Below are 13,923 nucleotides of genomic sequence, written 5' to 3'. Positions count from 1 at the left end.
AACTTGCATCGGCCCTTAAACTTACATCGGGCCCTTGTCTCCAGGCTTGCCGGGAAGCTCTTCGGGGAACAATTCGTATTTCGCCTGTTTGTCGGCCGCGACGAAGACCCGTTCGCGGATGATCGAATCCTCGGCCCAGTTGAACATGAAGATCGGCGTGCCCTGCGGGATGTTGGAGAAGCGCTTGTTGACGATCAAGGCGCCGGGATATTCCGTCAGGCCGACATTGTAGACGTGCTCGGTCGAGATCTTCTGGAAGTCCCGCATCAGACTGGCGCGCTGGTTGTTATCCGCCGACGAGACGAACTTGTTGACGATGTCGACGAGGTCCTTCTCGAAAGGCATCAGGTCGACCTCGCCGCTTTCCGGCGCGCGGTGATCCCAGCTGGTCTTGGGGCCGACCGGAGCGAGTTGCACGGTGTTCTGCACCACGGAGGTCAGCTCCTGCTCATTGCGCCGGATCAGCCAGTCGAAGCGGCCCGAATATTGCGTGGCATCGCGCTGGGTGCCGTTAAGCCCGTTGAGCACGATCCGGAGGCCAAGCTTCTCCATCTGCGCGACCACGCCTTCGGCGAGGCTCTTGTCGGTCGTGTAGTCGTTGTTGACCAGCATCACGATTTCGACGTTCTTGCCGTCGGCGGTACCGGCCGGGAAGTTGACGATGCCGTCACCGTCTGTGTCCTTCAGACCGGCCTTGGCGAGTTCGGCCTTGGCGCCCTCGAGGTCGAATGGATAGTAGACGGTGGACTTGCGGTCATAGAAGCTGGTGCCCGAGGAGAGGCCGCCTGGATAGATCGCGGTGAACGGCCCCTTGACGAGGGAATCGCCCAACGCCTTGCGGTCAAGCGCCATGGTGACGGCCTTGCGGAAATCCTCGTTGCGGTTCAGTTCGCGGATCGCCTGGCCGCGCTCGTCCGGATTGCCCCAGCCATTGGCGGAGAAGTTCAGGCGCAGATTGTAGCCGATCAGCCGCGGGCCGAAGGCAAGGCGCGCCGGCGCGTTCGCCTCCGCCGCGCGCTTCAGCGAGGCGACGAAGTTTTCCGGCTGCTCGAGGTTGGAGAAGTCGCCGGCGCCGGCGACCGCCTGAACGTCGCGGTCGGCCCAGGTCGACAGTTTGTAATGCAGCTCGTTGAGATAGGGCAGCTGGTTGCCCTTCTCGTCCACTTTCCAATAGTAGGGATTGCGGCGCATGACGATGATGTCGTCGGCCCGATATTCGACCGGCACCCAGGCGCCCATGACAGGCATGTTCATATATTCGGGCGGGAAGGCGTTCTTGAACTGATCGTAGGTGTTCTTCGAATATTTCGGGTGCTGCGGCTTCAAGATATGCGCGGGACCGGGGCAGAAGGTGCCATAGGCCATTGCATAGAGGTGCTGTTTCGGGAAGGCGTCCTTGAAGGTCCATTCGACCGTGTAGTCGTCGATCTTCTTCAGCGTCGTGCCGACGCCGAAGGTTTCCTGGGTGGCGCCATTGAGCGGCGAGACGTTGGGATCCATGACCTCGTCGTCCCAGTAGAACATGACGTCGTCGGCGTTGAATGGCACGCCGTCCGACCATTTGGCACCTTCGACGAGATGCATGGTCAGCTTGTGGCCATCGGCTGACCAATCCCAGCTTTTGGCCAGGTTGGGCAGCGGCTCGGTGTCCTTCGCCTCAACCTGGAACAGCGGCGCGGTGCGCGTCAGGCACTCGGAAAGGCCGATGTCGATGCCACCCCACCCTTGGGTCTGGCCGGCGCCGTAGTTCCAGCCTTCGGGCCGGCCGCCGATGACATGGCGCATCGTATCGCCGTAGACGCCGACGCCGTCCGGCATGTTGGCGGTCTTGAAGACAAGCGGCTCTTTCGGCAGCCGATCTTTCACCGGCGGCAGCTTGCCGGCCTTGACGTATTTTTCCGTGACCCAATCGGGCTCGTGATAGTCGGGCAGCGCCTTGAACTCCAGGATGGAGTCGCGCGGCACGTACTTGATCTTGCCCTCGGCCGGAAACGTCGCCGGCACCGGCGGGGCGGTCGGCTCGGAAGCGAAAGCGTTGAGCGCCGGAACGGAGACGCTCAGCGCCAGTCCGGCGGCAATGCCAATGCTGCGTAGGTTCCTCATTGTCTCCTCCCTCGTGTTCAGACGTTTGCTGCTTGCTCGTATCTTGCCTGGACGGCAGACTGCGGTGGATCTGCCTCCCGTGGATCCGCCGCCGCGCCCGGTTCTCAGACGGCCTGTTTCAGCGCGGCCTTTTCGGCGCGCAGTTCCTCGATCGAGCGCACGCTTCGCCGCGCGGCACCGGCCCATTCCCGCGTCTTGACCGTGGATTTCGACAGCCTCTCCTTGGCTGCCGGAACCGCATGGGCATATTGCGGCAGCCATTGCGCCTGGGCGACGACCATTTCGTCGACCATCTGCCAGACCTCCTCCGGCGTCGACACCGCGCCGACCAGCGGGTCATGCAGCACGGCAAGCTTCAGAAGATCGATGTCGCCAGATATGGCCGCGTGGACCGACATGCGCTGGACGTTGATCGAAGCCATGCAAGTAGCGGCACAGGCTTCCGGCAACGTGATGCCGGCGGCCATGTTGATGCCGAAACGGTCGACGAAACCGGGGGACTCGATGATGGCGTCGCGTGGCAGATTGGTGATCACGCCGTCATTCCTGACGTTGAAGTGGCCACGATAGACGCGGTTGGTTTCCAGCGCCTCCAATATGTGGCTTGCATGCTCGTTCGAGCGCCTTGACGCGTCGATCGGTTTCGACGCCGCTTCGAGGAATTGCGGATATTCGGTCTCGAACCAGTTGCGGGTTTCCGTGGAATAGCGGAGGTAGCCGCCGGTCTCGCCATGGATCCAGTCGGACATGTCGATCCAGCGCGTGATCTCGTCGGGGCGCTTGCGGTACCAGGGCAGATATTCGGAGAGATGGCCGTTGCTTTCGGTCGAATAGACGCCGAAGCGCTTCAGCACATCGATGCGCAGCTTTTCCTGCTGGGAATAGACCGGATGGTGGTTGATGCCGGAACAGACATAGTCGAGTTCCCGTGGCGATTTCGCGCCCAGCACCTCGGCGATCTGCTCGGCGCCGTGCTGGACGCCATGGCAGAGACCGACCGTGTCGACCTTGCCATATTCGATCGCCGCCCAGGTGTTCATCGCCATCGGGTTGGCATAGTTGAGGAATTTGGCGTTGGTATCGGCGACTTCGCGGATGTCCTTGCAGAAATCCAGGATCACCGGAATGTTGCGCTGACCGTAGAGAATACCGCCGGCGCAGATCGTGTCGCCGACGCATTGGTCGATGCCGTATCTCAAGGGAATGCGGATATCATCGGCATAGGCTTCGAGGCCGCCGACCCGCACGCAGCTTATGATGTAGCGCGCGCCCTCGAGCGCCTTGCGGCGGTCGGTCGTCGCGGTCACCCTCGTTGGCAGATTGTTCGCCTCGACGATCCTGTCGAGGATCGCCTTGATCATCGCGAGATTGTGCTCGCTGACGTCGGTCAGCGCGAATTCGATGTCCTTGAATTCCGGCACGCACAATATGTCGGTGAACAGCTTCTTCGTGAAACCGACGCTGCCGGCGCCGATAATAGCGATTTTGAAACTCATCACCTTCACCTCGGTCCAATCGAATGCTAGGCAAGGAGCAGCAAGGGAAGAAAGATGGCCACACGCCTTTTGGGCGCATGCCATTCAAGCCGGAATCCGGCTTTCTCTCCTCCCGCCCGCTCCTCGTTCGCAGGCTATTCGCGTTCTTCGAGGCGCGATTATGCGCTTATTCGCGGGCGCGGCCAGAGAAGGATTATGCTTTCAGGGGTAATTTTGTGCTGCGGGATTTGATCGCTAACGGAGAGTCGATGCGGACGGTCTCGCTGCCGCGCGGCCGCCAGCGCCTGCATGCCATGCCGACGAGCACGGGCTATGAGGTGCGCGAGGACGTGACCTATGACTGGGACGGGCGAAAGCGCGGTCAGACACCGTTCACCGTCCTGCAGCATACGATCGGCGGTACCGGCCGGTTGCGCTACGAAAACCGCGATTACCGCCTGCAGACGAACGACACGCTGCTGGTGCTGGTGCCGCACAACCACCGCTACTGGCTGGCCAGGGGCGAGCGCTGGGAATATTTCTGGATCTCGATGAACGGCGAGGAGGCGTTGCGCGTCCACAAGTCGATCCTCGACGTGTCGGGTCCGGTCTTTCGGCTGCAGCCGGCGACGATCGATCATCTCGCCGATTGCAGTCTGCGTCTTATCAAAGGGGCCGCTTCTCCAGGCGCTGCTTCGGCGATCGCCTACGAGGCGGCGATGGCGCTCTACGACGATGTGTTCGGCTCGCACGCCTTTGCCGAAAAACAGAGTGCCATGCAGCCGGTCATCGATCATATCAACGCCAATCTCGACAAAGCCCTGCCGGTGGGGGACCTTGTCCAGATCAGCGGGCTGAGCCGGGCTCATTTTTCGCGCTGCTTCGCCGAGAGCGAAGGCCTGCCGCCCGCCGAGTTCGTGCTGCAGCAGCGGCTGCAGCGGGCGGCGAAACTGCTGACCAAGGCGGATTTCCTGCCGGTGAAGGAAGTGGCCATCCTGTGCGGTTTCGAGGATGCGAATTATTTTTCGAAGGTCTTTCGCCGCCTCTACGGCACGACGCCCAGCCAGTTCCGCACCACCGGCATGTATGCCAGCTTGCGAACGCCGGCCAGGCGCGGCGCCAGGGTGTGGACGACGAGACCTGACGCCGCTTGAGACCTAATCAGGCCGCGTGCAGGCTGCCGCCGTCCAGCCACTCGAGTTCGGCTGGCGAAAGCGCGATGTCCAGCGCCCGCAGGCTGTCGTCCAGTTCGCCCAGCGTGCGCGGCCCGATCAACGGGACCGATGGGAAAGGCTGGTTGAGGACATAGGCCAGCGCAATATGGATCGGGCTCTTGCGCAGCCTGGCGGCGAGTTCGATCGCCCGGTCGCGGCGGCCGAAATTGCGCTCGGAGTACCAGACCCGCACCAGTTCCTCGCTGTCCAGCCTGTCGCGCCCGGCGCGGTCGGTGAAGAAGCCGCGTCCCTGGCTCGACCAGGCGAAATTCGGCATCTGCCTGGATGTCAGCCAGGCTTTCCAGTCGTCGGTGGAGGAGGTGATGCAGCCGGCCCAGATCGGCTCCAGCATTTCGGCCAGCGAAAAATTGTTGGAGAGCGCGCCGGGCTTCTGCTTGCCAGTGCGCTCGGCATAGGCAATGGCCTCGTCCATGCGCTGCATCGTCCAGTTGGAGCCGCCGAAGGGACCGCGAATACGCCCGGCCTTGACCTCCGCGTCCATGGCGTCGACGAACTCGCCGACCGGCACGTCCGGATTGTCGCGATGCATGAAATAGATGTCGACATGGTCGGTCTGCAGGCGGTCGAGCGACTGGGCAAGCTGCTTTGCGATCACGTCGGGATAGCAGAGCGGCGAGTGCGCGCCCTTGGCGATGATCACCGACTGCTCGCGCACGCCACGGTTTCTCAGCCATTGGCCGAGCAGCGTCTCGGTGTAGCCGCCGCCATAGACGTAGCCGGTGTCGAACAGATTGCCGCCAGCCTCGAAAAAGGCATCGAGCAGGATCGACCCGGAGGAGAAGGTGCGGAAATCCTCGAAGCCGAGCGCCACCACGGAGGTCGGTTTCGGCAGGCCCGGAATGGTGCGCTTGCCTATCGCGGTGCCGCCGGGCCGCAGAGGTCGGCCCGAGATGGTGTTGGTGCGCAGCGAGGCCTTCTCGATCTCGTACTCCAGCCCCACCGCCGCGCGCCATCTGTCTAGCACGCGCAAGGTGCCGAGGCTGTCGGCCCAGCCCATCCCCGGCCAGGCGAATTCCTGTCGCCCGGCGCGGATCGCCTCGCCGGCGGCATCGACCTCGAAGGAATAGACATGGCGCTTCTCGTTGACGCTGATGGTCTCTTGCGCGCCGTCGGCGCCGATCACGTCGATCCGGCCGAGGCCGACATCGCGGTCGCCGCCGGCGAACCAGAAGTCCGGCACCTCGATGCGGCCCTTGGTGCCGAAGATGCGCAGCACGTTGTCCTGGTTCAGCGAGATACTGCAGGAAACCTCGGCGACGATGCCACCGGGGAAATGCAGGACAGCGGAGGCCCATTCGTCGACGCCGGACTGGCCAAGGTGGGCGGCGCCCACCACCTTGTCGGGTTCGGCGAATGGCTCTCCCGCGGCAGCGCCGGCAATGAGGCGCACCATCGACACGGGATAGCCGCCGACGTCGAGGATGCCGCCGCCGGCGAGGTCGTTGGCGTAGAGCCGGTGCTCCGGCATGAAATCAGGCATGGCGAAGCCGAAGCTCGACTTGATCATCCTGATCTCGCCGATGACGCCGGACTTGACCAGGCCCACCAGTTGCTGCGTCTGCGGATGCAGCCGGTACATGAAGGCTTCGCCGAGAAAGGTGCCGGCCTTGCGCGCCGCATGCATAATGGCGTCGGCCTCGAAGGCGGTCAGCCCGAGCGGCTTTTCGCAAAGCACATGTTTTCCGGCTTCCGCCGCCCGGATCGCCCATTGCGCGTGGCCGGGATGCGGCACCGCGATATAGATCGCGTCGATTTCCGGATCGGCGAGAAGAGCGTCATAACCGTCAAGGATGCGGGCGCCGGGAAAGCTCTCGGCCAGACCCGGCTTGCCGGGGTTACGCGCGCCGATGGCGACCAGTTTCCCGGTGCGCGAACCGGCGACGCCGCCGGCAAAGGCCTTGGCAATGCCGCCCGGCCCAAGAATCCCCCAGCGAATGGGCGTTGATGCAGTCATGTCATTCTCCTTGCGGGCTTGGAAAGGGGCGGCCGGTCAGCGCAGCCGCAGCCCCTTTTCGTCGAACAGGTAGGATTTGCGGATGGAAACGGTGACCTCCGAGGTGTCGGGAATCTTTGCCGCGTCGCGCTGGATCACCACATCCTCGCCATGGGCCGTTCGGGCATAGAGGAAGCTCGTGCCGCCCAAATGCTCGACCACGTCGATGGCGGCGGTCAGGTCGGCGTCTCCTTCACCGGCGCTGCCAAAATGTTCCGGCCGCACGCCGACGATGACTTTGCTACCCAGTTCGGGCCCTGCGCATTTCAACGGTTGCGTGATGCGGGTCTTCTCCTCGCCGGCCAGCTCGACCACGACCCCTTTTTCATCACGCCCGACAATATGGGCCTTGATGAAATTCATCTTCGGCGAACCGACAAAGCCGGCCACGAACATATTGTCGGGATTGTCATAGAGCTCCAGCGGCCTGCCGATCTGCTCGATATGGCCGGCGCGCAGCACGACGATTCGGTCGGCCAGCGTCATCGCCTCGGTCTGGTCGTGGGTGACATAGACCATGGTGGCGCCGAGTTCCTTGTGGAGCCTTGAAATCTCGACCCGCATCTGGACACGCAGTTCGGCATCGAGATTGGAGAGCGGCTCGTCGAACAGGAACACTTGCGGCTCGCGCACGATGGCGCGGCCGATGGCGACACGCTGGCGCTGGCCACCAGAAAGTTTTTTCGGACGACGATCCATCAATTCGCTGATGCGCAGGATCTCGGCCGCGCGCTTCACCCGCCGCTCGGTGTCGGCCTTGGGGTTGCCGGTCATGCGCAGCCCGAAGGAGAGATTCTGCTCGACGCTCATATGCGGATAGAGCGCGTAGGACTGGAACACCATGGCGATGCCGCGGTCGGCCGGCTCGACATCGTTGACCACCTTGCCGCCGATGGCGATCTCGCCGCCGCTGATGTCCTCCAGCCCGGCGATCATCCTGAGCAGCGTGGACTTGCCGCAGCCCGACGGGCCGACGAAGACGACGAACTCGCCGTCGGCGATGTCGATGTTGGCGCCGTGGACGACTTCGAACGCGCCGAAGCGCTTGGCGACATTGGTGAGGATAACGGTTGCCATTCTGCCCCTTACTTGACCGCGCCGGCGGCGATGCCGGCGATGAAATGACGCTGCAGGAGCACGAAGACGACGAGCATCGGCACGGTCAGCATGACCGCGCCCGCCATGATGCCGCCCCACGACACTTTGGTCAGGCCGATCAGCGTGCCGAGCGCCACGGGTGCTGTCATCGAACCCGGCTGGCTGTTGATCAGAAGTGGCCACAGATAGTTGTTCCAGGAGGCGAGGAACAGGATGATGCAGAGCGCCGCCAGCATCGGCCGCGCCAGCGGCAGGGCGATGAAGACGAATATCCGCCACTCCTTGACGCCCTCGACGCGGGCGGCATCGAACAGATCGTCCGGCATCATCGAAAAACTCTGGCGCATGAACAGCACGCCCAGCGAATTGAACAGCGGCGGCACGATCAGCGCCACCCAGGTGTTGGCAAGCTTGAAGTCGCGCGCCACCATGATGAATTGCGGGATCAGCACCACCGCATAGGGCAGCGTGATGGTGCCCAGGATGATGGCCACGACCACGCTTTTACCGAAGAACTGGTAGCGGGCCAGCGCCCAGCCGGCCATCGAGGTCAACAGCACCGACAAGACGGTGTAGGTCACCGCCACGCAAACGGAAATGACGATGGCGCCGACGAAGTCTGTGTCGCGCTGCAGATTGTTGAAATTGTCGACGAAATTGCCGCGCGGCAGCAGTTCGATGCCCGGGCTGAATATGCCATTGTCGGGCATGGTCGAGAACACCACCATCATCCACAGCGGAAACAACCAGATCAGCGCCAGCGGCGTCAGGAAGAGGTGCAGTGCGATGCTTCGTTTCAGTCTTGCCGATGAGAGCGAGCTCATTTCGGTTCCCTCGTCAGCCATAGCTGCACCAGTGTGATGGCGATCGCCAGCCCGGCCATGGTGTAGGCGACGGCAGAGGCATAGCCGAAATTGAGCGAGCGGAAGCCCTGGCGGTAAAGCAGCAGACCGAGCGTCTCGGTGCCGCCGCCCGGCCCGCCGCGCTCGGTGATCAGGAACGGCTCGGTGAACAATTGCATGGTGCCGATGATCGACAGCACCGCGCAGAAGACGATGACCGGCTTCAACAGCGGCAGGGTGATGTAGAAGAATTGCTTGAGCTTGCTCACCCGGTCGAGCGTCGCTGCCTCGTAGACATCCTCGGGAATGGACTGCATGCCGGCCAGCAGGATGATGGCGTTGTAGCCGGCCCAGCGCCAGGTGACCGCGATCATGATCAGAGCCATGGCCGGCGTGACATTGGAAAACCAGTCGACCTTGGGCAGGCCGATGCTGTTCAGCAGCTTGTTGACGATCCCGAAATCGAGGCTGAACATCAGCCGGAACACCGCCGAATAAGCGACCTCGCCGACCACCACCGGGGCGAAGAAGGCGAAGCGGTAGAGGCCGCGCGCCTTGAGCAGCGGCGAATTCAGAAGCACCGCCATCACCATGGCCAGCGCGATCATCACCGGAACCTGAATGACGAGGATGAGCAGCGTGTTCTTCAGCGCGTTGAAGAAGGCGGGGTCGCCGACCAGCCGGCCCCAGTTGAAACCGGGCGCGAAGCGCCACGGCACGGTGCGCGTCGCCTGGAACGAGATCAGGAATGAGGAGATGATCGGCCACACCCAGAAGATGGCGAAGATCAGGAGATAGGGCGTAAGGAAGCGATAGGCCGTGGCATTGCGGGCGCGCATCTTTTGTCCTCCTTCATCCCTGGTGTTGAAAGCAAGCGTGCAAGCGGCGGGTCCAGGACGACATAGCTGCCGTCCCGGACCCCGTCCTGGGAGTTCAGGACTTGACAGGCAGCCCAGTCGCCGAGGCGATCTGGCTGGCGGCATCGTCGAGTGCCGCCTTGGCGTCGGGATATCCGCCAGCGAGGTATTTGGTCTGCACGGCGCGCACGATGATCTCGGCATCGCTCTGGAACTGCGTGCCGCGGCTCGGAACGACCTTGGGCAAGGTGCCCAGAATATCCTTCCACACCGCTTGGCCGCCCCAGTAGGGCTGGCCCTGGCTGACGTAAGGGTCGTTCAGGGCCGAGACCAGTGATGGGACGAGGCCGAACTCCTTCAGCATGGTGATCTGGCCTTCATTGGTGCCGAGCGTGTATTTCAAATACTCGTACGCCGCTTCCTTGTTCTTCGACGCCGAGGTGATGGCGAGCGACGAGCCGCCGAGATTGGCGGCATGCGGCCCGTCCGCGGTCAGGCTTGGCATCAGGTAGACGCCCCATTTGCCGTTTTCGCCGGCCGATTCGGTGCGGATGGTGCCTTCGTACCAGCCGCCATAGACCTGGGTGGCGACGGTTCCGGCGGTGTTGTTGGTGATCTTGGTGCCCCAATCGGCCGACGTGACGATGCCCGCGTCCTTCATCTCCTTGACCTTGGTCATGGCGTCGACGCATTTGGGCTGGTTGACCGTGATCGACTGGCCGTCCTCGGCGAAATAGGCGCAGCCCTGTTCGTTGGAGATCATGCGGAAGAATTCACTGTCGCCGTTGAAATCGGCATTGGTCATCGAGACCCCTGGATTGGCGGCCTGGATCTTCTTGCCGGCGGCGATGAAATCGTCCCAGGTCTTGATCGATGCCGGATCGACGCCAGCCTTTTCATAGAAGTCGCGGCGATAGAAGGCGGCGACCGGGCCGGAATCCCACGGCATGGCATAGGCCTTGTCGCCGACTTCGAGTTCGGTACGCTTGAAATCGGGGAATTTCTTCTGGTCTTCCGCCGTGTAGCCCAACGTGTGCAGGTCGACGAAACAGTCGGGGAACTGGCTCCAGTAATTCTCGGCCTCGCCGTTCTCGATGGTCACGATATCAGGCAGGCCGACGCCGCCGGCCGCGCACCCGGCGATCGACTTGTCATAGGTCGGCTGGTTGCCGAGATCCTGGACCGTGACCTTGATGTCGGGATGGACCTTGTTGAAACCGGCAACCGTTGCCTTCAGCGACGAGGCGGCGATGTTCCAGCTCCAGATGGTGATTTCGCCGGATTGCGCGAAGGCCGGGGCTGAGCCCAAGGCAAGCGCGAGCGCGGCGCAGGACAGTGTGATGCGCATTGAAATCCTCCCATTTCATTTGCTCTCTCTGCGAGCCTGGCTAGACTAGGCACCGGCAAAGGCCTGTCCCCGACAAAGGGAATACGAAATTGGCGGAAAGTAAGATGCCCGAACGGCCGTTTTACCAGCCTGGTGCCAGCAGTGTGGAAGGCCTGCCGCTGCTGTTGCAGATGTTCCACACCAGTCCGCTGGTGATGCTGAAGCCGCATTGGCATGCCCAGGTAGAGGTGAATTTCATCGTCCGCGGCTCCGTCCACTACCGCATGAACGAGCACGAAATCTCGCTCTCGGCCGGCGAGATGTGCCTGTTCTGGGGCGGCCTGCCGCACCAGATGGACGATTTGAGCGACGACGCCGTCTATGCCGGCGCGCACCTGCCGCTGGTGCATTTCTTCCGGCTGCACCTGCCGGCGGATATACGCCACCGGCTGATGACGGGTGCGACGCTGGTGACAAGCGCCACCGATCAATCCGACAATGACAATTTCGCCCGCTGGAACCGCTACGCCCGTTCGGGCGACCCGGCCAAGACCGAGCATGCCGTCAACGAACTCCTGCTGCGGCTGGAGCGGGTGCGGTTCGAGCCCTATCGGCTGGTGCCGGAAAACGCCGCCGGGCAGGAGGCGGGCAGCCCCTTCGACCAGCAGTCCTCACGCAATGTCGGGCGCATGTGCGATTTCATCGCCGAAAATTTCCTCTACGACATCGATTGCATGAACATAGCGGCCGCCGCCGATATCCACCCCAAATACGCCATGAGCCTGTTCAAGAAATCAACCGGCATGACGCTCAACGAATACGTCAACCTGTTGCGGCTGAGCTACGCGCAGGCGCTTCTGATGCATCAGGACGCCAATGTGCTGCGGGTCGCCATGGACTCGGGCTTCGGCTCGCTCAGCGCCTTCAACAAATCCTTCCGCAAGATGGCTGGCATGACCCCATCCGACTTCCGCAAGGGGCTGCCAAGCACCAGATAGGCGGGCGCACGGCATGGAAACCAGCCCATCGGGCGACATTCCTTTTCCTGCGGGAAATCCACATCTGGGCGCTGGACAGGCCGGATTCCCATGCTATAACCCACGCGCTTTCAAGGGGCGCCCATGGTGCCTTCATGAAATCCGGAGCGCGAGTTTTCGTTAGCCGGAACAGGCCCAGATAGCTCAGTTGGTAGAGCAGCGGACTGAAAATCCGCGTGTCGGTGGTTCGAATCCGCCTCTGGGCACCATCCCCTCTTTTCCCGACACTCCCTTTCGCCGAAGCTTCTACGCTTCTGTTTCGGCAATTGCATGAAATTGTTGAGGATTTTGGAGCGCAAGGCGCGGTTGGTCGGGTTTTGTGGAATTTCGGCGTAGTTGGTCCAACGAGGCAGAGGGCTGGTATTTTCGCTGGTATTGGAGATCCTGATGGTATCGATGAGCCAAATGGAGGTCCCGAAAATGGCCCTTTCCGACGTAAAATGCCGAAATGCCCGACCCGTTTCCAAGCTCGTGAAATTGACCGATGGTGGCGGGCTCCAGCTTTGGGTGCAGCCTACCGGATCTCGCCTATGGCGCCTCGCCTATCGTTTTGGCGGCAAGCAGAAGCTTCTGGCGTTGGGCAGCTATCCCCTCATCTCCCTCGCTGAGGCACGCGAGGCGCGCGATACCGCCAAACGTCTCCTCCTACGTGGCATCGACCCCGCACTGGAGCGTAAGTTGCAAAAGGCTTCGGCAGAGGACACCTTTCGATCAATCGCGGAGGATTATGTCGACAAGCTGAAGAAGGAGGGACGTGCCGACCGGACCATCACCAAGGTCAAATGGTTGCTCGACTTTGCCTATCCAGCGTTTGGGGACAAATGCGTTCGGGAGATCGATCCGGTTACAATTCTTGCCGCTCTCCGCAGCGTGGAGGATCGCGGTCGATACGAGTCGGCCAGGCGACTGCGCTCCACGATTGGCAGCGTGTTTCGATATGCAATCGCAACCGCACGCGCCGATCTAGATCCGACGGTCGCCCTCAGGGGCGCACTCGTCGGTCCGACGGTCACGCCGCGTGCCGCGGTTACCGATCCTATGGCCTTGGGAGGCTTGCTGAGGGCGATCAATGCCTTTGACGGACAGCCTACAACCCGAGCCGCCCTGAAGCTGATGGCCCTGCTGTTTCCCCGCCCCGGCGAGTTGCGTGCGGCCGGATGGGACGAGTTCGATTTCGAAAGCTCGGTGTGGAGCATCCCTGAAGGGCGCATGAAGATGAGACGGCCGCACCGCGTACCACTTTCCAGGCAGGCCGTCGGGGTCCTAACCTCACTTAGACGAATCTCTGGTGGTGGATCGCTGTTGTTTCCTAGTGTTCGATCGGGCTTGCGTCCGATTTCCGACAACACGCTTAACGCGGCCCTTCGCCGTATGGGGTACGGCAAGGAAGAAGCTACCGCGCACGGTTTTCGAGCAACCGCATCAACTCTGCTGAACGAATGCGGAAAGTGGCATCCGGACGCCATAGAGCGGCAGTTGGCCCATGTTGAGAACAACGACGTTCGTCGCGCCTACGCCCGGGCAGAGCACTGGGAAGAGCGCGTAAAGATGATGCAATGGTGGGCCGATTATCTGGAAGAACTTGCGAGCAAAAACGCGCGGGTGCAAATTGCCGGCGATCGGAGACCGCTAAAACTGGCCGACCTATGGTCTGGCGACCCATTGACCAGGGCGAAGAGTGATTGAAGCGCCATACCACTGCACTGAACCCTTGAGAGGGTGATTCCTCCCACCTTCGGGCGCATCAACACTGCCCAATTTCCAGTGGCGCCCAAGCATTCTGACCCGAATTCAGCCCGCATGGCGGGAGGTAAAAGTGAGCTTTGCGCCCTCTTACCGGTCATTTCGGACGGTCGGAACCTTCACCTGAAAGCGGACATACTCGCCACCTCCGCACAGGCTGAGTTGGAAAGAAAGTACCAGATTCCTGCCGGTTCCGGACGGGACGAGATTTAT

General features: G+C 62.1%; 10 protein-coding genes and 1 tRNA gene. 4 read left to right on the top strand and 7 right to left on the bottom strand.

Annotated elements, in window-relative coordinates:
* Positions 1 to 21 precede the first annotated feature (21 nt).
* Both MESAU_RS11750 and MESAU_RS11745 read right to left on the bottom strand, forming a co-directional pair.
* Entirely contained in the window at positions 22 to 2,103 is a 2,082-nt protein-coding gene (locus MESAU_RS11750; protein WP_015316258.1) for an ABC transporter substrate-binding protein, read from the bottom strand.
* A gap of 104 nt (positions 2,104 to 2,207) precedes the next feature.
* A complete protein-coding gene (locus MESAU_RS11745) occupies positions 2,208 to 3,599 on the bottom strand; it encodes an alpha-glucosidase/alpha-galactosidase (RefSeq protein WP_015316257.1) in 1,392 nt (463 codons plus the stop codon).
* Between the two features lie 23 nt (positions 3,600 to 3,622).
* Between MESAU_RS11745 and MESAU_RS11740 the strand changes: the two genes are divergently transcribed.
* Positions 3,623 to 4,732: an AraC family transcriptional regulator gene (locus MESAU_RS11740; protein ID WP_015316256.1), complete on the top strand. Its 1,110-nt coding sequence runs from the start codon at positions 3,623 to 3,625 to the stop codon at positions 4,730 to 4,732.
* A gap of 7 nt (positions 4,733 to 4,739) precedes the next feature.
* Here the strand turns inward: MESAU_RS11740 and MESAU_RS11735 are convergent, their stop codons facing one another.
* The 5 genes from MESAU_RS11735 to MESAU_RS11715 all read right to left on the bottom strand — a co-directional run bounded on the left by MESAU_RS11735 (position 4,740) and on the right by MESAU_RS11715 (position 10,951).
* Entirely contained in the window at positions 4,740 to 6,767 is a 2,028-nt protein-coding gene (locus tag MESAU_RS11735) for an aldo/keto reductase (RefSeq protein ID WP_015316255.1), read from the bottom strand.
* Between the two features lie 36 nt (positions 6,768 to 6,803).
* Complete coding sequence (locus MESAU_RS11730; protein ID WP_015316254.1) at positions 6,804 to 7,883, bottom strand: ABC transporter ATP-binding protein; 1,080 nt, start codon at positions 7,881 to 7,883, stop codon at positions 6,804 to 6,806.
* 8 nt (positions 7,884 to 7,891) lie between these two features.
* Entirely contained in the window at positions 7,892 to 8,728 is an 837-nt protein-coding gene (locus MESAU_RS11725) for a carbohydrate ABC transporter permease (protein ID WP_015316253.1), read from the bottom strand.
* Entirely contained in the window at positions 8,725 to 9,585 is an 861-nt protein-coding gene (locus MESAU_RS11720; protein WP_015316252.1) for a carbohydrate ABC transporter permease, read from the bottom strand. The genes MESAU_RS11725 and MESAU_RS11720 overlap by 4 nt, the downstream gene beginning before the upstream one ends.
* 94 nt (positions 9,586 to 9,679) lie before the next feature.
* A complete protein-coding gene (locus MESAU_RS11715) occupies positions 9,680 to 10,951 on the bottom strand; it encodes an ABC transporter substrate-binding protein (protein ID WP_015316251.1) in 1,272 nt (423 codons plus the stop codon).
* A gap of 104 nt (positions 10,952 to 11,055) precedes the next feature.
* Here MESAU_RS11715 and MESAU_RS11710 point away from each other — a divergent pair, with 104 nt between their 5' ends.
* The 3 genes from MESAU_RS11710 to MESAU_RS11700 all read left to right on the top strand — a co-directional run bounded on the left by MESAU_RS11710 (position 11,056) and on the right by MESAU_RS11700 (position 13,653).
* Positions 11,056 to 11,928, top strand: a complete 873-nt coding sequence (locus MESAU_RS11710) for a helix-turn-helix domain-containing protein (RefSeq protein WP_015316250.1) — start codon at positions 11,056 to 11,058, stop codon at positions 11,926 to 11,928.
* 172 nt (positions 11,929 to 12,100) lie between these two features.
* A tRNA-Phe gene (locus tag MESAU_RS11705) sits at positions 12,101 to 12,176 on the top strand.
* A 211-nt stretch (positions 12,177 to 12,387) separates the two neighbouring features.
* Complete coding sequence (locus tag MESAU_RS11700; protein WP_013530181.1) at positions 12,388 to 13,653, top strand: tyrosine-type recombinase/integrase; 1,266 nt, start codon at positions 12,388 to 12,390, stop codon at positions 13,651 to 13,653.
* The last annotated feature ends 270 nt before the right edge of the window (positions 13,654 to 13,923 follow it).

The sequence above is a fragment of the Mesorhizobium australicum WSM2073 genome (assembly GCF_000230995.2).
GTDB classification, from domain to species: domain Bacteria; phylum Pseudomonadota; class Alphaproteobacteria; order Rhizobiales; family Rhizobiaceae; genus Mesorhizobium; species Mesorhizobium australicum.
This window is presented reverse-complemented; position numbering and strand designations above follow the sequence as displayed.